This is a genomic window from Dictyobacter alpinus (assembly GCF_003967575.1).
Lineage (GTDB): Bacteria > Chloroflexota > Ktedonobacteria > Ktedonobacterales > Ktedonobacteraceae > Dictyobacter > Dictyobacter alpinus.
In genome coordinates this window covers 143,773-166,185 of the sequence record NZ_BIFT01000003.1, presented here as the reverse complement: position 1 = coordinate 166,185, position 22,413 = coordinate 143,773, and the positions used below count along the sequence as shown (strand labels likewise).

The window sequence follows — 22,413 nt, the reverse complement described above, 5'->3', positions numbered from 1 at the left end:
TATAAATACTTTATTATTAAAAATCACTTTATCCTGCAAAAAGAGGTTTTTTACGGCTGAGTAACTTTCTCTCTCAAATAAGCGTACTCTATTACGTATGCAGGCGAAAGTGCCTACATACATCTTCTCAAGAAAGGAGCTTATATCATGGCAAAAGGCAGCGGTGGATCGGGTAAGGGGGGATCGAATGGTGGGAAGGGGAGTGGATCGGGAAAATCCGGCGGCAGCTCGATGTCGAAGGAAGATGCTTCTCGTATCCAGAGCGCGGCAGACCGTCATCCTGACTCAGACACCGCGAAAAGTGGTTTTGATGAGCGTGCTCAGTCTGCAGCAGATCGAGCGGAAAACGAGCAACATTCACAGGCCGACAAGTAACATCGGCCAGGAAGCAACAATCAGCTCAGGTTGTTTCCTGATTATACGCTAGCTCACTCCCACAGAGAGTGAAAATGTACTGCCCGACTCAGGCAGTGGCGTGAACGGGATGAGGCATGAAGCCAAGAGGCCCCACGACCTGCCGAAGCGATTGAGCGCGACAGAAAACGGAGGGGGTAGTACTTCCTAAATAGACGTTGTAGAGCAGCCTATGCGATCCATATCAGAGGGGCACAGTCCTATTCGCGTTCGACAGTGAGACTCCTCTATCTCGTCCATCTTGGACGAGAAGCTACCACCCGACTCAGGTTGCTGGTGCATACGGTGGGCGGAAGGTGCGGAAATTAGGGCGTGGCGTGACCGTGTGTTCATCCAATCGAAGCTAGACGAGCGCGTTCAAAAGGGAGGGGGTGGTACTCTTCAATAGGCTCTCGGTAGCGAGAACCAGCATTTGGAAAGTTGATGTTGATCAAAGTCTCCACCATCTGGAAAATCAGCCGTTCTTGTTTCCCAGATGGGGTTCACATGGGCGCTATTGCCCACATTCAGACACTATTTCTGTTTGAGCTAGTACCTGATTTGCTATTGAAGCCTCTTCACGGTCATGATTTTTCCACTGATAGACTGTAACTCCATAAATCCAGAACACGAAGAGTGGTAAACAATAGAACAAGCAACGACTCACCCATATCCTCAACCAATGCCGTTGCTTTTGAGAATGGCACCAATACCCATCAGAAAGAGCGTGATCCCCAAGGCCCAAACGCTTCCACCTAAAACTTTGACCTGCTTCTGTGAGCTTCCCTCACGCGCTTTTCATTTTAATCTGCTTGTCGGTATCAATAAACAGTACCATTCATAGTCAAAATTGCTCAGGTATTGACTATTGGTACCGGCAAATGTATACTTATCGTAGTGATTAGCAGGAAAATAGCGCAGCAGAGGCCGCAACGGGCCATTTTCCTCGCAGAAAGGCAAAAAGTTTCCTATGACTATCTACGCCGTCTTCATCAACTGGAAAAAGGGGGTTGAGGAAACTCTGAATGAATACTATGAGTCGATTATGCTCGGAACTGTCGTAGCGAAAATGCCTCCGATGCCCTCAATAGTGGGGCCGAAACCTTTCAGCGCCAAACAATCACGCTTGATGTGGTTGCCCTGAGAAGTGCATCGATCTTCCAGCAGCAGGTTCTTAAAAATCGGGAGAAGGAATCAGCCTCGCCTGACGCTGGTGGGTCAACGAAGCGAAAGAGGAGCTGTGTATGGATACTCAACCGGTGCAAAAAGAGAAAAATGATGAATTGGTGCAGTATGTTGAGGCTCTTGTGGGAGAAGAGGATTATTGGCTCAGCGTGACAGACGCCTCACGGATTTGCAGGGTGCAGGATGTGACCCTGCGACGGGCAATCGCGAAAGGCCTTCTGCCGGTCAGGCGCGAGCGAGCTGGGCAAAACAAGAGGACACGCTTCGTGCGTGCTAGCGATTTACCCAAGGCAGGATACCCTATCGTTGACGAGTCGGCGGCCATCACCCAGGAAATAGGGAAGGCCGACATTCTCAGTATTCCCAGGCAGCAGCAACTCATCCTGGAACAGAACAAGCGCATCTCAGAGGAGTATGCACAACTCATGACCAGGATCGTTGAAGCGCAACATTCCTTGAGTACCTACCAATCTGAGGTTCGTCAACAGCTAGGAGCGCTGGATCAACACTTTCAGGGCAGCCTGAGTGCTGTGCAAGCTGAGTTGCTTCATCAACTGGCGGAGGTAGAAACGCGCCAGGCTTCTGGTCAAGAGCAACTTCGCCAGGCTTTGGCTGACATCGAGAAACAGTTTACCGAAGCCCATCAAGACCTGCGCCAGAACCTCGGTGAGGCAGAGCAGCGTTTGAGCAACGTTCAGCAGGAGCTTCGCCAGGACCTCACCCACGTACAAGAAGACGCACGAGAACAAGAAGCACGCCTTCTTGCCCGGCAGGCCGAATTGACTCAAGCGATAGAAAGGCAGGGAGAGCAGACGAATCAGGCCCTAGAGAGGTTTTCTGTGCAGCAGCAGCAAGCACTCCAGACCTACCGTGAGGCAATGGATACCGCGATTGGGCGTGTAGAGCGGACTGCACTTGAGCGCTTTCAGTCTCTCGAAAAGCGCATTAGTGATGAGGGAGTGCAAAGAGATGCCCAGGTGCGTTTGTTCAGCGACCAGGTAGAAGCAATGCATGGGCAGGTCACACAGGTGCAACACGATCTCTCGTCCTGGCAGCAGCGTACCAATAAGGAGGCGGAACAGGCCGCAGCCGAGTTGCAGCGACAGCGTACCAGCTATGGTGAACTGGAGCGGCAGCTCGCTGAACAAAAAGCCTTGCTTGATCAGTACGCGCAGCTCCTCCCGCTGGTTGCATCGGTGGCGGATCTCCAGAGCCTGCTGGAGGAAAGACGGAATATGCAACGAGATCGTCCCAAGGAAAGATAAATGCGATAATGCAGGCCAACGTACTAACCCTGGCAATCCGATGAGCATTGATGACGACGTAGCCAGATTGCCTCCTTCACGGCCAGGATCACCTGGGGCAAGCTTTTACTATTATGACGATCAATGCTCAGTCCTGTTGTTGGATTATACGGAGTGGCTGTGTTATGATGGTGCAAATACTGGAGGAGCTGTATGAAAAAAAACATGAATCGGCGTGACGACAAGCCATCTACCGTGAAACAACTGACCGCAGCCATGATTGCTCTCGGAAAATATACCGGAGAAAATAGCGACGCTGAGCGTACCGCTGAAGCCAAGCGTTTAGGTGGCATGGAGGCGTATCGCCTGCTCCTGGCAAACGCGCTGCTGGGCATAGTAGAGACCGATGCCATGTTTGCAGATAGCGCCGACGTTTCAGCCGAACAGATGCAGGCTGCTCACTGGCAGGCACTGAAAGCAGCGGGGGCTGAGGAAGATCCAGGCAAACTCTTACATTTTCTTCGCTGGCGAACGCTGCGTGTGGAGGGTCCGCTCCGAGAAATTGCCCAGAATACGGAAGCTGGCCCACTTCCCCTGGCTGCCGCACATGCGGCAGAAGGGCTCCAACTGCTCCTGGGCATTTGTGCAGCGGGCCAGAACCTGGAGGTCGCATCTCCAGCAGAGATGACAACGAATTTGAAGGGTGCGCGGGAAGCCCTCACCAATGCTGCTGCAAATATCGACGTGATGCTGAACCTTCTCGCTCAAGCCGAGGACCTCTTCTCTTTGTGATGTCCATAGGTATGATGATGGGAAAGGATACATGTCAGATCGATGGCCCCTTGAATGATGCTAGGGGCCATCTCGCCTGCTTTGACAGGGCGATAGTGTACTGATCCCCTCTTCGTGAAGCCGTTCCATCACTCTTTCCACGCTTTCTCTCCTCTCTGCCTCCTTATAACTTCATCCTTTCCGTGTTTTGCCGTCTTTATCCGTGTTTTGCCGTCTTGTTCCCGTCTCTCTCCTGTCTTGCCTAGTTATACTAGCAGTGATCTCTCTCTGGAGAGGTTCCCGATCAGGCGTTTTCGGGGCCATCGATGCCCTGAATAGGAGAACAAGTGGATGCTTCAACTCATCATTGAACCAGCAGGGAGGAGACCGCGCGCACTGGTGAATGTTGATGAGACGGCTTTTGTGGGTACCTGTGTTGCTTCACTGGTTGAGCGTTTGGAGTACCCGACGGTCAATACCGGGGGGCGTCCAGTCACATACCAGCTACGCGTGGCGGAGAGCGGAAAGACGCTGCCCAACACGTTACGTTTCGGCCAAATACGAATTGCTTCGGGGACACGCTTGGTGCTGGAGATGGAAGGTGCGAACGATGCGACGATACCGGCAGCGGCTCATGGCGGCTCATGGGCTCGGCCAGAGCTTGCCATTGGCAAAAGGCGATGGAGCCGTCGGTCACTCCTTGCGGCAGGTGTCTGCATCGCCGTTTTTGGCTTAGGGTCCGGTATCAGTACAGCTTTTGCTCAACGTTCCCTGTTCAAGCACGCATCTGATGGTGCTCGCCCCGTTCCATCTGGCACCCCTCCTGATTCCCCAAAAACGTTGCGAGGCGCGACGGCGCGGCTGACGTTTTCGGCCCACCAGCAGACGGTTCGCACGGTAAGTTGGTCATCCACTGGAACCATGCTCGCATCTGGCGCTGACGATGCGCAGCTCCTGGTCTGGTCGCCAGATGGGACGCTTCAACAACGCATCCCCCATCCTGCCCCAGTCCAATCACTGGCCTGGTCGCCTGAGAGCCAGAGGTTGGTCAGTGGCTCGGCCAATCAGGTGACGTTCCTCTCGGCGCTCAACGGAGAGATCCTGGCTCGCTCGGCGCGTCACACTGCCGCAATAACGAGTGTGCAGTGGACAGCGAACAATCAGATGCAGGTGGTCTCTGGAGCAGAGGATAAGCGAGCTGTTGTTTGGGAAACGACACAGTATCAACCCCAAGCCGTGTTTACAGGCCACGACGCGCCTATACTGGCGGTATCGTGGGGATCGGATGGTCAGACGGTAGCCTCGGCTTCCCAGGGAGGAGTAGTGCGGATCTGGAACGCTGAGACGACTCGCGAGGTTCACGGCTTTTATCAGGATGCGCCATCACCGATGAGGGCATGTGCCTTTACCTCCACAGGTTCGATGCTGGCAGTTGGTGGGAACGATGGAGTGATTCGCATCTGGAATGGATTTATATGCCAGCAGCAAACGATGGGAAATGGGGGACTCATGTGTCGGGACGTTCCGGCACGTCTGCACATCTCCGATAAGGCAATCAGGTCGGTTGCCTGGTCACCTGATGGACGGTACCTTGCGAGTGGGAGTGATGATGGGTCATTTTCTATCTGGACTCTTGCCCAACAACACCCATTGTTTTCCATTACAGTACAGCCGGGGGTCGCTGTGCATAGCATCGCATGGGCAACTGATGGGAACCAGCTTGCTACGGCGTCGGGCAACTCGGTCATCCTTTGGTTGCTCACATGAGCAACCAGCTTGAGCAAGCTGGTTGGCCCGCCTTTTTGAAATGTTGGAGAAGAAAAACGCCTTCTATCGTGGTCTGAACTGTCCACGCATATTTTCAGTCGCCTCAAAACGATGGGGTGGCCCGACGATCCGCGACGAACTGGATGAGGAGGGATATATGACTCTCGCAGTTGCACTGCTGCCGCTTTTCGTAGCTGCCCTGGCGTTGGTCGTCTTGCGGCGCACAAGCCGAGATGCAAGCCTGATAACGCTGTTTGTCACCGCCCTGGTTGTCATTTTCTTTCCTACCTTCCATCTCTCCCCGGCCAGGATCGGACTCGCTGCGGGCGAAGGTGGAGCTACCGCGCTCACCGTTGCAGCGATTCTTGTCCCAGCATTGCTCTTCTACCAAGTGCAACAGGCGACCGGAGCCATACCGGTTTTGGAGCGGGGGATGGCAAAGATGATCCCAGATCGAGACGTGCAGATCCTCCTGCTGGTGCTTGGAGTGGGTCCAGCTGTCGAAGCGATGTGCGGTTTTGGCGTTGGCACTGTGTTTATCATTCCTCTACTCGCCGCGCTGGAGTCCGATAGATTACGGGTGGCGCAACTGAGCCTGCTTTGCCAGGTTATCGGTCCGTGGGGCGCACTGGGCATTGGCACGTCGTTTGCAGCCGCCGCCAGCGGCGTCCGTCTCGATCTTCTGAGTATGCAGTCTGCCTTATTGCTGGCCCCAGTCTCTATTTGTTTCTCCCTCTTCACACTTGCCATCGGTGGTGGACGAGAGGCACTCGCACGACATTGGCCTTGTGCTCTTGGTGCTTCCTGCCTGCAAATAGGTGGCATGTTTCTGGGCAGTTTGTTCCTTGGTGTCGAGCTGGCTGGAATTGTGAGCGGTATACTCGTTGTAGGGTTCCTGCTCTTTCTGGGATGTAATCAGTGGTCTGTCATCTGGCAGACGTTCATCACACATCACAGAGCTAGTTCGGGGGTATCACCTCTGGCTCGGGCCCTGGTGCCGTATCTTTTGCTAGGAACCAGCCTGGCTATGACCCGCTTATTTCCGGCAGTGAGCGAGCGCTTACAGACGCGTGGCGTTTTACTTTTTGAGCCGATCCATTTCCATTTCGCGGTCCTTTACAGCCCTGGGATCTGCCTCCTTTTTGCTGCTATCGCTCCGTTTGCCTTGTTCCCGCTCCAGACAGAAGCGTTGTTCCGAGCTGTCGTATGTACCGTACGTCAATCTTTTTCGAGCTTGATAGCCGTTGTAGGATTCCTCATTGTCGCGGCACTGATGCAGGAGAGTGGAATGACTAGTTCGCTTGGGGCTGCCGCTGCAACGCTGGGAAGAGAATATATGTGGATCGCGCCCGTGATCGGCGCAACGAGTGGGTGGCTGACCGGCTCTATCATGAGCGGTAACGCCTTGAGCGTGCCGATGCAAATGGCGGCCAGCGCGCGTGTTGGCCTTCCGCTCCCCTGGATCATCGCCGCCCAGAATACCTCAACAGCCATTGCCTCCATTGTTTCGCCAGCGCACATCATCCTTACGGTTACGGCGGCAGGAGCAGCGGGGCAGGAAGGCGCTTTGCTGTGTAAGGTAGGGCCACTCATCCTCTGGTCTGTCGCACTTATCATGGTACTGCTTGTCTGGTTTCTCTCCCAGGGGTTGCTCGTGCTGGGGTTGCTGCTCGCGCTGGTCAATCTGCCGCTTGTTTTCACCGCTTTGCGCTTGAGAGAACAAGGCCGTAGTTTGGGCATGAGCCAGACCGCTCCCTCCGCTTCGGGCCAGCGATTGCACCTGGGAGGAATGTTTCGTCTCTCTGGGCGGCTGCGCATGTATGGCGGCCTCGTCCTGACCTATGCTCTGTATGGAACGTTTGCGCCGGTGGCGAAACCGGTCCTTGCGCACCTCGATCCGGTTGTTTTTTTCTGCCTGCAGATGGTTTTCCTGGTGCCGTTTGGCCTCGTGCTCGTTGCGCGGTGGAGGACGCTGTTAGACCGGTCCGTCCTGGTGCGCGGTGGACTCTTCGGCATATGCCTGTCCGTGGCATTTTTATGCCTCACGCTGGCATTGAAGAGCACAGGCATCAGTGAAACGACCGTTTTTTCTTGTGTCAATGGCGTAACCGCCGCGCTGGTAGCCTGGTTCATTCTCCGGCAGCGCATACGTCTCTCTACCTGGATCGCGTGCTTATTGGCTATTGCGGGCGCTATCCTTGTGGCGTTGACCTCTTCCCTGCGCTGGCAAGGGAATTTTACGGCCTTTGTTGGTGGATCGCTGCTCGTAGTGTACGCGTTCCTGGTCGAGTATCTCCTCGCAGACGATCTGCGCAGGAAAACGTCTGTATACTGGCCCATTCTTGGCGTTCAGATCGTAGTGATGGCGGGGGTAGCGGCTCTGTTTGCGTTGTGCAGTGGAGACTGGCAGGGTGTTTCGACGCTCCAGCTCCCAGACCTGGCGTCGATGGGATATACGAGTTTGATAGCGACGCTCCTTCCGATGATCCTCTTGACGTTTCTCCAGCGGTATGTGAGCGCCATCTCCATCGCCTTCTTTGCGGTTCTTGATCCACTCTTGAGCGCTGGCCTTGCCTTTCTCGGAGGTGAACGCCTCGGCTGGCTAGGGTATGCGGGTTTTGGTCTCGTGCTCGCCAGTGTGATGCTCCAGGCCGTCCTGGGGTCCAGAGGAGCCTCAGAGGCAACAGCAAGCAAAGAGAGCGAGAGTACCCTCCATTCACGGGAGGATGTGGGGCGGAACAGCGATAGAAGAGAACGGGATAAGGAGCCTCTCGAAGAGACCCCCTTTTCCGCGCCCTTGCGCAGCGATGGTATTGGCAGGAGCTCCCGGGCCATCCTCGCGTACCTGGCGGAGGCGCCGCATGGGCTTGATCTGCGTGCTCTGCGAAACGCGACCGGGTTTTCCAATGCTCAACTTCAGCACCTGCTGTATGCTCTGCACAGGCGAGGATACGTGGTAATGACAGCGCATCACCGCTATACTTTGCATCCAGAGTACCGTCCGTCAGTCGCCTTGCTCTGGTGTGGCTGATGGGTGAGGCGGCGATCCTGGAAAAGAGGCCAGCACAAGCCAGACGCGAGAACGTTGGCAATGCTCCCCTTTCCCTAGACGGGTATGCCCAGAGAGGCTGTAGTGTGCCCTGGCGTCTGGCTCTTTGGGAGGCGAGGCAGGCTCCTAAGCAAATAGCCTGTCTCGCTAATCGATGAGATCTCTAGCCCAAATTGGCGCAGTTTAATCCGAGTGCGCGACAGAACGCCGCGTATGGGCATCAGTATTTCCTCCCATTGCGCAGGCTCTTGCCGCGCTTGAAGAAGGCGCCGCTGGTAGTAGAGCGTTGCTTCCTCCGTTACACTCCCCGTTCCAAAACTGGCTAACACCATTTCGTATGGGCAGTAGTAAGGAAAGGCTTCCAGAAGCGGGAGTAGCACGCGAATCTCGCTGGCTCTAAATTGCTCCCCCATTAAAAGCCTGGGCTGGCCATCTTTGCACATAAGATGGGAGAGAGTGCCCAGGTTGGGATTGAGCGTCAACACGTGGTCAGTTTCAAGAAGCCCTGAGAGTGAAAAATGGAGGATCTCCTCCTGCTGATTGCGTTGATCTACGGGTACTTTCTTTTTTTTGCGGTCATACGTCATAGCTCTGTTCCTTTCTAGAGATGGGTTGTGATGACATCCTGGTAGACCTCTCTCGTTGAGGTACAGGTGCTACGAGGCCAATGTCTTGGAGGGAGAGGATACGTCGGCTCGTGGCTTGGCAGCTTGAAACAGAAGGAACGGATTAAAGTTGGTCTGACGATCATAGATGTCAAGTTGCTCGCGGGCCTTGAGAAAACCGACAATGAGATATGTGAGGGGCGTCGCGACTACTTCGTAAAGCACCTTGATGATCCACTGGGTGAGAATGAGCGTGATGATCACAGAAAAGGGCAGCGAGCCCCAGAACGCGATGGAGATAAAGATTGTGGTGTCGATTCCTTCTCCTAAGAGCGTTGAACCGATGGTGCGCATCCAGAGATAGCGCCCTTGCGTGGCAATTTTGAGCTTGGCGAGTACAAACGAGTTCACAAACTCGCCGATCAGATACGAGATGAATGACGCCAACAGCAGTCGAGGCGTAAAGCCTAAAATAGCATTGTACGCAGTCTGGTCGTGCCAGATTGGTGCCGCCGGCAGGATACTGGCGAGAGAAAAGGCGGCAACTGCCAGCAGGTTGCCGAGGAACCCGAGCCAGATGACGACACGGCTGGCGCTGTAGCCATAAACCTCTGTGAGCACATCCCCAAACAGATAACTTAGAGGAAAAATGACAACGCCGGCTGGGAACATGACGCCCCCCAGCAGGGCGAGTTTGACGGCAATGATGTTGGCCGTGATCAAGCAGGTCGTAAAGAGGCTTGCGATCAATAGAAACCAGGCAGAGAATTTCATATTATCTCCTTCTCTGTGCTCAAAGGATACTGTTATCGACAGAAAACTACTCCGCTAAGGGTCCGTCGTAGTGCGACATGTTTCCTCCTCTCTATTCGTTGGACCAGCATGGCGCTCGTCGGTATTGAAAGATGCTGTTCACGATGAGGATTCGCCATTGCACTTACGGCTTCCCCGCATCACCTGGAGTGGCGATGGTGATCGTCATCTGAGCGAGCTGCTGAATGGTGTCGTGAATCCAGACAACCCCCAGAACCGATCCGGTCGTGCCGCCGTTTTGCCCTATATATGCTTTACTGGCATTTACCTGCATGTCATTGAGCAATGTGAGGGCCTCCTGACTCTTGAATTGTGTATCGCTCATTTTCGCAAGTTGAATGGCATCCTTACGTACCTGCTTCAGAACTGTCTCAACCTGAGTGAGAGCGGTATCGATTTTGCTTGCGAGCTGTTTTTGCGCGTCGGTATGCCCCGGCGCGTTCACCATTCCGGTCAGGTGAAGTCTCACGTGGGAAAGGTAGCTTCCCGGCCCCTGTTGTGGCCCCGTTGCGAAATCGATGAGTCCAGGGCGTCCTGCTTTCGGGTCAACAAGCCAGGGCGTGTTCGCCGGGAGGTCGCGCCAGGCATAGACTTGCCCATCCAGATACTGGACCACGCGGTCAACTTGGCGACGCAGGAGATCGGTGTTGTCCCCAGCCCAATCGTCGCGGGCGGCGTTTGACCACTCAAAGATTTTCGACGTATTGCGGTAGAGCCAGACATCCAGGCCCCCAGAGAGGCCGAGTCTGGTCAGAGTAGGATCTTTTGCGAGCAGGTGCCTCACATGAGACAGGAGGCTATATCCCTGCTCGTCTCCTGGCGCGGGAGCGTCGGGGAAGCTTCCCTGGTATCTCCATGTTTTTTCGTCGAGTGGGGGGGATGATGGGGTGACGCTGGATGGCTGTTCGGTAATCAGAAAGCGGCTGTAGTTTACCAGGAGATCGGCGTGTTGCGGATGCTGGTAAGAGAGCTGTGCCTTTCCGCCCACAACCTGCAGCTTGCCGAGCGGTATCGGCGCTATCGTGTCTTGCGTTTTGTCGGAGAGAAGCCAGGCGTACAGGCTCATACCTGCTGGAGGCTCCTTCAAGCCCGCAAGATTGAGCGAAACGATATCGTTGAGGCCAGTGTTTGAATTGGGGTCCAGTTGGCCGCTATTCGTAAAGCTGACCTGACCTATGGACGCGGTGCTGTGTGTATCCTGATGAGATCGAACGATCAGCGGAGAGGGACCCGACTGCGTGAAAAGCATGGGCAAAAGCACTGCGCTTGCGATGACAAGCAGTGAGACAGCCCCCACGAGCGGGATAAGTTGCCGCCCTTTCCTGGAATGCTGCTTTCGCGGTGAAGATGGAATCTGCGTTGTTGGAAGAGGGGTGACTGGATCGTAGCCGGCTCGCGGCATCTGCAGTGGCTCGTACTCACCGGTATCTTGGCCCGTTCCATTCGTGAGTGGGGTCTGCCGCTGCGTGTTCTCCCTCCGGTGAGAGGAGGCGTTGGTTTGTTGTGGTATGAGATCTTCTGTCGGCGGGGCTAAAAATCCGCTGTGCTGGTCGGGTCGTGGTTGCAGGAACAGCGCTTTCGCTTTCGCGAGCGACGAAGTGAAGGCGAACCCCTCATTGTAGGCGAACTTTGCAACCGACGACATACGCTCTCGGGGAATCACGAAGCTGATAATGGCGGGTGTGCTGCTCTGTTTTAAGCGTATAAAGTCTTCGGCTTGAGAAAAAATCGGCCCTCGTTCTGGTAAAACGATGATGGCTGGTCGTCCATGTTGCTCAAGTACTGCCAGCACTGCTTCGAGGGTATCCTCCGGCTCAACTTGCACGATACTGAGCTGCCCGCGTTCGATAGACGGCAGGACCAGTGTTCCGTTCGCTTGCTCATTCGAGGTAGATAAGTAACTTGCGTCGTCTATTTTCATATGCTCCCTCGATTTCCTCTACTTTTCTGAACGTCACCGTTCATTGTCACTTGCTCGCGCCCGTGTATAGTAAGTGCCAGCGCTGTTCCTGGCGTGAGCGCGTAGCGTACCGTGCGCGCAAGATATTCTAGGAGTTGTGCCCGCGTTGCTGGTGTCGCGTCACGGACAAAGAAATGATCTCCGGCAAATGTATACATGCGAAAAGTTTGCCACGTGTGTGCTTGCCAAGCCGCCAGTTCCGCGAAACTGATGAACCCATCGTTTACCCCTGCGCAAACGGTAATTGGGCAGTCAAGAGACAAACCGGGGGTATAGACATAGGTAGCCGCCATCATCGCGTCTGCCCTGATTTTCGGAAGGATCAGCCGTAGATGCTTCTCATTTGAGAGAATGGCTTCCGGGGTTCCCCCCAGGACACGTATTTGTTCGACCAGCTCCGCATCATTCAAGTGTTCCGCCCCTTCGATCCCGTAGGCTCCGGGAAATTGGGGAGCGCGGGTTGCCGCCACGCAAAGAGCCACAGCACTGCGCTGGTGTCGTGTATCCAGCGCGTGTGCGATCTCAAATGCCAGTAATCCTCCCAGGCTGGCGCCAAAAAACGCGAAGGGTTTGTCTAAATAGGGATAGAGCGGGGAGGCAACTAGATCCTGGGGGACGAGCACATCGATGAGTGACGATAGCCTGGTGAATAATGGCTCGTGAATGCGATGGGCGCGGCCAGGAAGTTGAATTGGGCAGATCTCTATGTGATCTGCGACATCGGGTGGTAAAGCTTGCGGCCACGCGTGGAAGAGCGAGGCATCCCCACCACCATAGGGGAAACAAAACAGCCGAAGCTGTGCCTGTGGCAACGGATGTGGACTACGCACCCAGGCGGATGGTGAGAGCGAAACCGTCATGAATACACCTCCTCTCGCTTTGACACTCCCGTGCGGACCTGCTTCTGCTGTTTAACAATCACCGCCGCCAGGTCAGAGAGTACTGGGTGATCGTAGATAGTTTCCGGGTCGATCTCCACCTGAAGGTGCTGCTCAATAGCCAGAAGCAAGGATGCAAGTGCTAGCGAATCTCCTCCAGCCTCGAAGAAGTCACACTCGTCGTCCACCTCGGCTGGAAGAGCTAAAACCGTCGCAAATAAATGGGATAAGCGATCTTTTATCTCTCTTGGCTGTAGCGCCTCACTCGCCAGAGCATCGGTGTGAACGGTGCTCCCGCTCGTAGCCGGTGGTTCGGCCACCCTATCCGCTTGCGATAGAAAGCGGATAATGCCGTGCTGCAAGTCGAGTGAAACTTTGACGCTGTTTGGGTCGAAGTGAATGGTGGTCGTTCCATCGTCACTTGCCATGACCGAGAGCACTGCATTCTTCCAGTGCTCGGCCCCTTCCTGCCCGCCAATCTCTCTTGCCTTGACATATGGGCAGGTTGCTGTTGGCACCACCACGTTACGCCCAGGGACTGCCAGTGCATGCTCTGTGAGCGACGCGCCGAGCAGTATTGGCACATGCCGGGGGCACCGCGAGTTGGGGGGGCCTTTCCACTCGAACTCGTCCTCTGGGGCATTCGGCTGAAAACCAGGAAAGCGCTGGAGAAATGTCAAGATCGCAAGGCGTGCGAGCAACTCGGCGTAGGGTGCGCCGATACAAAAATGACGTCCCAATCCAAATCCGAGCTGCTTGCGTTTCCCATCTCGCTTGAGGAGAAATCTCTGAGCGTGAGGGAACGCTCGTTCATCGCGATTTGCCAGGGCCAGAAGGATCACGATGGTCTGTCCGCGACGAATGCGTTTGGTCCCGATTACTGTGTCATGGAGCGCCTGGCGGACCACATATTGGCTGGACGAGCTGAGGCGCGTCGTTTCATTGATCAGCGCTTCTAACAAGGATGGGTCTTCTTCTAGCAAGCGTCGCTGATCTGGTTCTTTCCACAGCCAGAGCAAGGACTGAACGATCAGGTTCGTGGTGGTTGCATAACCACTGGCGAGCAGCAGTAAACAATTTGCCACGACCACGCTGAGGTACTCCTCTCGTTCATCAGCGCTGAAGGCGCCATCGATGAGGCTACGGAGCATATCGCTTATAGGATCGTCTTGAGGCTTGCCGAGGCGGGCGCGAGCAACCTGCCGGAAGTACGCAGGGGCTTCTTCCAGCGTCTCCAGATCTCCCTCTTGCTCTCGTGGGAAGCGTAACTGCACGGGTCCGGTGTATCTGGCTGTGGCACGTTCGTAGGCCGCGCTCCAACGCATGAAATACGCAACGTCAGACTGAGGCAGGCCGAGGAAGAGCGCCGCAACTTGTGTCGGCAGTGGCCCGGCAAAGTCATCGATCAAATCCATTTGCCCGCGATGGGGTTTCCCCACGAATGGGGATAAGCGCTCGTTGACGAGCGCTTGGATTGCCTCGTGTAGTCGATCTAGAGCGGCGGCTGTAAACCGCCACTGGATTGCTGCCCGGAGTTGTCGGTGCTGCGGATCATCCAGAAAGGCCATCTGTGGCCGCAGGAGCGTGTAGAGGGGGATGAGCTTCTCTAGCCCGCGCTCCCGAAGCTGTTCATTGGAACGGAGACGACGCATGCCAAAACGAACCTGGGGATCGCGCAAAATCGTCTCTGCTTCTTCATATCCTGTACAAACCCATACCTTTGCTTCCTGGTCCCAGTACAACGGTCCCTGTTCGCTCAAACTTGCGTATAACGCGTATGGATTAGCGATGACCGAAGGCTCAACGATCTGGCGGATACTCGGTATTTCGTCATGTGTTGCTGGCAATTTCGCTGGCATACCAGAGACTCCCTACTGAAACGCGACGTGAAGAGAGTAATCTTCTACGAGTGATCAATTGTATCGTTGCCGCCAGGCTGCGGTGGGAATGTTTCCTCCAACGCATCGAAACCCGTACCACGTCCCTCCATCATGGCTGAAATGTCCCCAGCAGCTCGACTGAGCGAACGCATTCACCTTCTTGCTTCATCTTCTATGAAGAAGACAGAAACGATTTTCAATGTAGCACAAGGTTTGAACGTTTGTCAATGACTTTTGAACGTAAAGAGACGCTCTAGAGTTCCATTTGAAACTTTATTGGGTATCATCCCTCTTCCCTCGATGGCGGCAGGAGAAGAGATGGATGATACCTCCCTCCTCTCTATCCCTAACTCAACACCACATTCCCACAGGCAATCGGGTTAAACACCTGTGAAATAATTTGTCCTTTTTGGTCAGTAATGAGCTTCGCGAAATGAACGTTGACGTACCACCCGGAAGCGGGAATAGCGTCAACGCCGGAGAATGTCGCCGATGAGTTGGCATCGCCATTAGCATCGGCGACCAGATCGATGAGGGGGTAGAGCATTTTCCCCTGCCGATTACAGTTACCCGCGTGAACATGAACAGCATGGTGACTGCCAGGCTCCAGGCCGTGAACTTTCACGGAAACACTCAGTGTGCTGGTTGTATCAACGGAAAAATTGGCCGTTCCACTTACAGATTCGTTCGCAGCCGTCGTTCCTCCCAACTCGACGTGCTCTTTGAGCGGAGCCTTTGTCGTGGCCTCTTTCATGGTGAGTGTCGCACAGGCGATAGCGATGTTCTGGTTATCCTGCGCAGCCATCGTTGGCCCGTTATGCACATTGATGAGCCAGCCAGACTTGGGAAGATGGGCCACGCCTTTGATGATGGCGTTTATGCTTGCTTGCCCCGACGCGTTTGCCTGGAGATTCGGCAACATATATAACATGGTGCCAGGATCATCACACACGCCAAGATGGATATGCAATGGGTGGGGGCTATTGGGAGCCAAACCACTCACCTGCATGGTAACCGTAAGTGTTTGCTGTTGCGGGTCCCAGACCACATCTGCTGTGCCGACCGGGGAGTGGAGCAGAACCGCTGTAGCGGTCTTTCCGCTGGTTGCGGTTTTCACGTTCTGCACCGCGCTCGTGGTACTAAAAGGCGACCCGCATGCTGTGAGGGCCAACATGAACGCCAGGGCGGCCCACAGAGCGATCAGCGTCTTCTTGGTTCGTATTTGCATGTTCAAGAGTTTTCTCCTTTTTACCAAATTGAGGATGGCCCTTACACGTGAGCCATCTCTCGGGAACGAATGGCCTGCTGCTGTTTGCGCACAACAGTAGCAGCGAGGCGAAAAACGACCGGGTTATTGAAGATGTCAGCCGGGACGAGATGCACTTGAAAAGCCTGCTCAGTGGCAAAGAGCAGCGAGTTGAGAGAGTCGGAATCCCCGCCGAGCTGGAAGAAGTCAGAAGTTACCTGCACTTGCTCAGGGGGGAGATCCAGGGCCAGGGCGAAGATCTGCACGAGCATCTGTTCGGCCACATCCTGCTGTATCACAGGCCGATTTTTCAGGCGGCCTGGATCATTGCCGGGTACGGTGATCACCAGCATCGGAGTCGCTATATCACCAGGGGAAGAAGAGGTGGTAGCAGCTTGCGTGGATGGCGCGATAGCCTCGGGAAACTTACGAGTTTTCCCCGGAAACCACCAGTTCCAACGGCCCATGATCTGCATACTGGCAGGTACAAGCGCGCAACGGATAATCGAGGCATCTACCAGAATCGAGACGGTGATGCCCAGGCCCAACTCCTTCGTGACGATCAGCGAAGTCAAGATGAACGAACTGGAGACGATCACGAACAACAAAGCCGCATTCGTGATGACGCCCCCGGTCTTCTCCAAGCCAAGCGCTACCGAGGCCTGGTTGTCTCCTGTGCGCAACCACTCTTCGCGCACACGCGTCAATAGAAACACCTCATAGTCCATCGAGAGGCCGAACAGGATACAGAACAACAGAATCGGAATGAAGCGATCAATAAAGCCGCTCGATGTGAAGCCGAGGAACTGCTGAAAATGCCCCTGCTGGAAGACGAAGACCAATACGCCATATGAAGCGCTAATTGACATGACGTTCATCACAATCGCTTTGAGTGGGAGCACAATCGAGCGGAACATCATGAGCAACAGCAAATAGGTTGCTAGCAAGATGAAGACGAGCGCTCGAATGAAGTTGCTATAGAGTTCTCGATCAAAATCCAGGTTGACCACGCGGGCTCCCCCGACGAGCGTGACCAGACCTTGTTTGGCCTGCGGATCGATGGCGCGGAGGCGGTCGATGAGCGCCTGATCCTCCCGCGTCCCCGCCTGGGTATTGGCCTGGATCGTAATCAACGTGGTATCTCCCGCCGCTGTCTGGGCGACAAACATCTGGAGCGCGGGATTTTGCTGATAGCTGCCCGTGCTATAGAGCTGGACGAGCAGCTCTTGATGAAGCTGGGGCGCGCCAGGCATCTTTGGAAGGCGTGTGAGACTCTGCACATCGACGACGTGCGCTTGCGCTCCTATCTGCTGGGTGAGGCGGTCCACGCGGCGCACGTTCTGCGCGGAGAGGATACTGGAGCCGTCCGCTGTGCGCACGAGGATGTAGATGGGGTCATCGTTGACCTCTGGGAACTGGGCGCGCAGAATATCCAGGCCAAGTCTGGCCGACGCGCCGGAAGGCAACGCTTCCGCCCCTGGATCGCCCGGGTTCAAGCTGAGCGCCGGCCAGCCTAAGACAACGAGGACGACGCTGACGAGCATGACGATGAGGATGGGTTTGCGCATCACGATCAGCGCCCAACGCCGCCAAAATCCCACGTGACCTCTTGCCGCGAGGCGTTGTTTCCATTGTGCTATGTGCCCTGCGAGCAGGGGGATGCGCCAGGCATTGATGCGCTCTCCTACGACGGAGAGAAGCGCTGGCAGGAGGGTGAGCGCGGCCAGGACGGAAGCACTGGCGACTGCAATGCCCCCAATGCCAAAGCTCGTCATGACATTGATTCCGATGAACAGCAGCCCGGCGAAGCCGATCACGACCGTCAGCCCGCTGAAGAGTATGGCCTCACCTGCCGTGGTGATCGTTGTCGCGATGGCTTCCTGCACCGATATGCCACGAGCCAGCTCCTCCCTGAAACGACGGATGACAAAGAGACTGTAGTCGATGGAGAGGCCAAGACCGATGACGCTGGCGATGCTTTGTACAAAAATGTTGGTCTGCATGTGCAGTGCGACCAGGTAGATGGCAGCCAATGCCGTTGGCACAGCCACACCGGCGAGCAGCAGTGGGATCGCGCCAGCAATCACCGTTCCAAACACAAGAAGCAGGACCAGGAGGGTCAGCGGCATCGCGATGACCTCGGCTCGTTCGGTATCTGCCTGGGTCGCCAACTGGATCTCATTGGCGATGGCCGAGTCGCCGGTGAGTTCAACGTGAGCCGGGCCAGTTTGTGGAAGGAACTTGCGAAAATCAGGAATATGCTCTGCTACCGTGTCTTTATCCTGGTCGAAGCCGATGGCAACGAAGGTAGAGCGCCCATCCTTTCCTGTTCCACCCTGGACCACACTGGTGACATGAGGAAAGGCTTTGGCTCGACTTATAAAGCTGTTCAACTCGCTCTGATAAGCCGGGGCGCTGACAGGTGTCCCGCTCGACTGGAAGACAGCAATTACCTGGGTCGCCGGACGATGGAGCTTGGAAACCAGCAGGCTATCCACGCGAGTAGATTCAGAGTTGCTGATCGAGTAACCGCTGTTGTGCAAGACGGTTGGGACACGCTGCGCCAACGGGAGGCTGACCAGGATGATGAGGAACCAGCAAGCCAGCACAGGCCAGCGGAAACGGTAGATGAAATGCCCGTAAATGCTGCCAAGAGAAGCGAGACCTGCCGTTGTTTTTTCGGGTTGGACACCTGCGAGCACCGGAGGAGGGGCGGTCACCACGTTGCGTCTGGCGATGTTCACCTGTTCCGGCTCACTTCGTCTGGCACTCACCGTCACGGCAGGAGCCTCAACGCTCGGAGTTTCCGCCTGGATGTTTTTCTGGGGTTCCCTTCCTTTCAACCGGTGATCAAAGAACTCTAGAATGCGCGCGACATACGCTGAGCTATCAGTGAAGTACCCCCGGATGTGTTCGGTATTCGGGAGGAGCCAGAGCGCCTTTGGTTTCCCTGCCGCCTGATAGAGAAGCTGTGCGTCGTAAGGGCTGATGATGGTATCAGAGAGACCGTGGATCAGCAAGATCGGTCGGGGGGAAATCTGCCTGATCTCCCGCACCGGTTCCACCTGATGAAACCGGTAGCCAGCGCGCAGCCAGAGCACCTGGTCAGTCATCCAGTGGAGAAGGCGGATGGCGGATGGCGGCCAGGTGCGCGAAAAGCCGAGGGTCCGGTGGATGGCGACAAGAACAGCGCTCCAATGCGTCGCAAAGGCGCTATCCGTGACAATCGCTTCTATCTCAGGCGCACGCACGCTCCCCATGATGGAGACCGCTCCGCCCATCGAGTATCCAAGAGCACCCAGTTTCGTCGCTGGTGCGCGCATTTTGGCATAGGCAACCGCACCCAGAAAATCGTTGATTTCCCGGTATCCCAGGGTGACTGAGACGCCAACGACAGAGCCGTGGCCATAATACTCAAAGGCCAACACATTGTGCCCGGCCAGCCAAAGGTGCTTGCACATGCCAAGCACATCTCTATAGGTACGTCTGTAACCTGGACAGATAATGATTGTGGTCGTGGCACCTCTCCTCGGAATGAACAGTCCGTTGACCTGGTGATCGCCAGATACAGGTGGGAACTGGATCTCTTCAGCCGGAAGGTCAAGAACAAAGGGGGTGATCGGAATAAAGGCATCGCTTTTTTTTGGTCGCATAAGCTGGTCCACGATATAAAGAGCGAGTCCCACAAAGAAAAGCACGAAACAGGCGCTCATCACCACTCCACTGATGAGCAGTATAGGGAGGAGGGGAAGGCGTAAGATAGGGGCGAGCAGTGTTTCCATCGATTCCGCATGAGCAGAAGAGCGCGTTGAGGCGAGATACAACAGACACCCCATCATACCGAGCGTCACCACGACCAGCACGATCACGAGCGCGAGCACCCGTCCGAAAGAGAGAGAGGATGGCGCGGGTTGGGCCGTCGTTTCTTGATCTGTGTATGTGTCGTGTCTCGCTGCCGATGTTCCTTGAGGTATGGCCGAGCTGGTGGAGGCGTTCTCCTGTTGCATTGTCCCTTCAAGGAGGGCAACCTGGCCTCCACTTCTTGGCTGACCTTGCAGAATGTTTTGCGTATCTCGATCATGTTGCATGATTCAGGCCCCTTCCCGAAAACGTGTGTTAGTGCGTAAGAGAAAGCAAGACAGAACTGAATCCAATGGCCACAGGCAGCGCGAGAGAAAGCTGCGATGCGAGAAACTGAGCGTCCAGGGCATTTTTCCTCGCGTACACCACGGTCATCAGAGAAGATGGGAGCGACGCACCAAGCACAACAGCGACCCTGGTCATGCCGGTGAAGCCGAAGATGAGGCACACTCCCAGGCCAACGATGACGCCAAGGGCTAATTTGAAATACATCGCGAGAATGGAGCGCATCATCGGAGAGGGCTTCAATTCAAACTCCACTGCAATGAGCAGCATAATGAGCAACAAAAGTGCCTGTGCAAGAGATGCGAATAGGTTCGAGAGCATGGCAATATGGATATGGAGCAGATTGAAGCCGATCCCAATGGCATAGGCCCAGATAACTGGAGTCATAGCAAAGCTCAGGAGGGCGGAACTCAGCCGAAAGCGCTCTGTGGATCGACCAAAGGCGCGGGCCAGGAACGCAACGACTGTAAAAAAGAAGAAGCTATTGCCCAGATCCAGCAGCGCTATTTGTGCCAGGCCATCAGGGCCATAAACCGCCAGCATGAAGGCATTTCCCACGCTTCCCAGCTCCAGCGTGGGAAATGCCATAAGAAAGGCTCCTCGCGTTTTACCCTGGAGTCCCATTAAAGGGGCCAGAATAAAACCAATGCCAAGCAGGATCGTGACTATGGCGATGCCGGAAACTGGTAACAGGAGCAGCTTCGGCGAGATCTCCATGCTAGAGAGTGAGCTGATGATCGCGGAGGGCAAGGCTATCTTGAGGATGAGTTGGCTGATCATAGGGGCGTGTTCCTTTTTCAGCACGTTCATCCGTTTGAGGCCCAGGCCAACGAAAAATATGAAGAGAAGGGGGAGCGTTTTTTCAAGCGCCATGACGGTTATCCTCTTTTTCTGCTGTGTGGTGACGGCGCTCTATACACGAATGGTCTGAATACACCATGAGCGTTGAGCCCTCCATCAGGCAGGATACCAGTACCTCAATAAGAGGCGCATTGATGCATGGAGCAATGCCAGTGGCATCAAGTATCCAGGCTCCTGGGACAGGGCAGGTGAATCGCTGTTTCACGCTCTACTCCTTTTTCTTCAAAGAAAGCCAAACGGTACATGTGCTTTATCAAATTGGCGGGAGACATACCCACCGAATGGCATAGTGATGTCTCGGATGCAGGAATTGCTCCCGCATCCAGGCATCTTAAATGGGTTGGAGAATATCCAATGTGCCTCCCTGCACATCTAATCCGTAATTCGAGACGAGCCATCCGCTTCCGCCCATTGGAGCACCTGTTCCCTGGGTGCCGGGCACCACGCGGACGAGCAAGACGCTCATATGATGGATGCGTGGTTGGTTGGTCGCGGGGTCCATCTCCACCCCTTCTGATCGCTGCTGGGTCGTGGGGGCAATTTGCGACTGGTAGAGTTGGTAAGAGACATCGACCAGGGCGAACTGGTTTTGCCCCTGCGTCTTCAACTGAATCAATGTCGGCGTTGCGTTGACAGCCGCTTGAATGAGTTGGACATTTTGGACATGATCGAACAACGTGTTATTGATCACGCGAAAGTCATTTTGGAGAAATCGCGTGCGCCCACCAGGTGACAAGATGAACGTCGCGGCGGTGAATGTACCCGCATGTTGTGCTCGTGTCCCAACATTTCTGAAATCCAGGGCTTCTTCTCGGTCAGTGAACGTCCAGGCTGTTCGTTCGGCGAACAGAGCATCACTATTGGTAAGTCCGGCTGCGGTCCACCCTGCTGGAAGTTGCTGAGGAATCCAATTTCCCGCTTGCGTGTTGGTAGGCGTTGTTCCTGTTGCGGTTGTCGGCGCAGGCTTTGGGGTTGGCTTTGTCACGGGAGTCTGTTGCATTGCAACCGTTGGCTGAGGGAGTGGTGCTGACTGGCCAGTCGTTGAGAGCGGCTGTGCGGGTTGTGCGAACACAGTCATCCACAAGAACCCCATCGCCCCTACAACGAGGGCGACGATCAGGGCAATTCTCAAGAAACGAGGACGCCCACCTGATGTCTTTTTCGCTGCGCCCATCGGTGTTGCCTGCTTACCCCCGTACTGCTGTTCTGTTTGCAGTACGGGCATCCCCGTAGAGAGTTGGAACGGCCTGGCGAACTGCGAGCTGATTCCATCATCAACGTCTTCTTCGTGATCATCCTCCTGAATGTAGTAATCCTGCGCTGGCATCGGCGGTGCTTGCTTGGATTCCGTCGCAGATGGGACCACGAGTGTGATATCGTCGGGCTGAAGGTTCGGGGGATCTTTCCCCTCATCCTGATCTGGTACGAGTTGTGTATTCATGCAACTCCTTTCTATTTTCTCAGTGATGTGCCTCTTCTTGATCCCCTGTCGGGGCGACCAGTGCGCGCCAGATCAGAGGAAGGCCTCTTCGGCGGTCACACGTTCAAAAATGAGTCTAGCAGGGTGAGACAGGAGACGGACGGGTCGAACACGGGAGAAACACGGACAAAGACG

At 55.2% G+C, this 22,413-nt stretch carries 15 protein-coding genes; 5 read left to right on the top strand and 10 right to left on the bottom strand.

Annotated features, from left to right (window positions below):
• Positions 1-147 precede the first annotated feature (147 nt).
• The 5 genes from EL633_RS35955 (at position 148) to EL633_RS35935 (ending at position 8,391) form a co-directional block, all read left to right on the top strand.
• Positions 148-375, top strand: coding sequence for a hypothetical protein (locus tag EL633_RS35955; protein ID WP_126632140.1), 228 nt, complete (start codon positions 148-150; stop codon positions 373-375).
• Positions 376-1,637: 1,262 nt separating this feature from the next.
• Entirely contained in the window at positions 1,638-2,843 is a 1,206-nt protein-coding gene (locus EL633_RS35950; RefSeq protein ID WP_126632139.1) for a coiled-coil domain-containing protein, read from the top strand.
• A 192-nt stretch (positions 2,844-3,035) separates the two neighbouring features.
• The gene (locus EL633_RS35945; RefSeq protein ID WP_126632138.1) at positions 3,036-3,614 is read left to right on the top strand and encodes a DUF6245 family protein; all 579 of its coding nucleotides are present in this window, start codon (positions 3,036-3,038) and stop codon (positions 3,612-3,614) included.
• Between the two features lie 330 nt (positions 3,615-3,944).
• Positions 3,945-5,360, top strand: a complete 1,416-nt coding sequence (locus EL633_RS35940; protein ID WP_126632137.1) for a WD40 repeat domain-containing protein — start codon at positions 3,945-3,947, stop codon at positions 5,358-5,360.
• 157 nt (positions 5,361-5,517) lie between these two features.
• On the top strand, positions 5,518-8,391 hold the full coding sequence (locus tag EL633_RS35935) for an L-lactate permease (RefSeq protein WP_161982730.1): 2,874 nt from the start codon (positions 5,518-5,520) through the stop codon (positions 8,389-8,391).
• Between the two features lie 74 nt (positions 8,392-8,465).
• Here the strand turns inward: EL633_RS35935 and EL633_RS35930 are convergent, their stop codons facing one another.
• The 10 genes from EL633_RS35930 to EL633_RS35885 all read right to left on the bottom strand — a co-directional run bounded on the left by EL633_RS35930 (position 8,466) and on the right by EL633_RS35885 (position 22,239).
• On the bottom strand, positions 8,466-8,996 hold the full coding sequence (locus tag EL633_RS35930; protein ID WP_174845202.1) for a hypothetical protein: 531 nt from the start codon (positions 8,994-8,996) through the stop codon (positions 8,466-8,468).
• A gap of 69 nt (positions 8,997-9,065) precedes the next feature.
• Complete coding sequence (locus EL633_RS35925) at positions 9,066-9,788, bottom strand: queuosine precursor transporter (RefSeq protein ID WP_126632135.1); 723 nt, start codon at positions 9,786-9,788, stop codon at positions 9,066-9,068.
• A gap of 163 nt (positions 9,789-9,951) precedes the next feature.
• A complete protein-coding gene (locus tag EL633_RS35920; protein WP_126632134.1) occupies positions 9,952-11,748 on the bottom strand; it encodes a hypothetical protein in 1,797 nt (598 codons plus the stop codon).
• Positions 11,745-12,647, bottom strand: a complete 903-nt coding sequence (locus tag EL633_RS35915) for a thioesterase II family protein (RefSeq protein WP_126632133.1) — start codon at positions 12,645-12,647, stop codon at positions 11,745-11,747. The genes EL633_RS35920 and EL633_RS35915 overlap by 4 nt, the downstream gene beginning before the upstream one ends.
• Complete coding sequence (locus EL633_RS35910; RefSeq protein WP_126632132.1) at positions 12,644-14,524, bottom strand: cytochrome P450; 1,881 nt, start codon at positions 14,522-14,524, stop codon at positions 12,644-12,646. Before EL633_RS35910 ends, EL633_RS35915 begins: the two co-directional genes overlap by 4 nt.
• Positions 14,525-14,891: 367 nt before the next feature.
• Positions 14,892-15,773 (bottom strand): CHRD domain-containing protein, encoded by an 882-nt coding sequence (locus EL633_RS35905; RefSeq protein ID WP_126632131.1) that lies wholly within the window; start codon positions 15,771-15,773, stop codon positions 14,892-14,894.
• Between the two features lie 41 nt (positions 15,774-15,814).
• The gene (locus tag EL633_RS35900; protein ID WP_126632130.1) at positions 15,815-19,879 is read right to left on the bottom strand and encodes an MMPL family transporter; all 4,065 of its coding nucleotides are present in this window, start codon (positions 19,877-19,879) and stop codon (positions 15,815-15,817) included.
• Positions 19,880-19,907: 28 nt separating this feature from the next.
• On the bottom strand, positions 19,908-20,810 hold the full coding sequence (locus EL633_RS35895; RefSeq protein ID WP_126632129.1) for an AEC family transporter: 903 nt from the start codon (positions 20,808-20,810) through the stop codon (positions 19,908-19,910).
• A complete protein-coding gene (locus tag EL633_RS35890; RefSeq protein WP_126632128.1) occupies positions 20,800-21,003 on the bottom strand; it encodes a hypothetical protein in 204 nt (67 codons plus the stop codon). Before EL633_RS35890 ends, EL633_RS35895 begins: the two co-directional genes overlap by 11 nt.
• A 126-nt stretch (positions 21,004-21,129) precedes the next feature.
• Entirely contained in the window at positions 21,130-22,239 is a 1,110-nt protein-coding gene (locus tag EL633_RS35885; RefSeq protein ID WP_126632127.1) for a hypothetical protein, read from the bottom strand.
• Between the last annotated feature and the right edge of the window lie 174 nt (positions 22,240-22,413).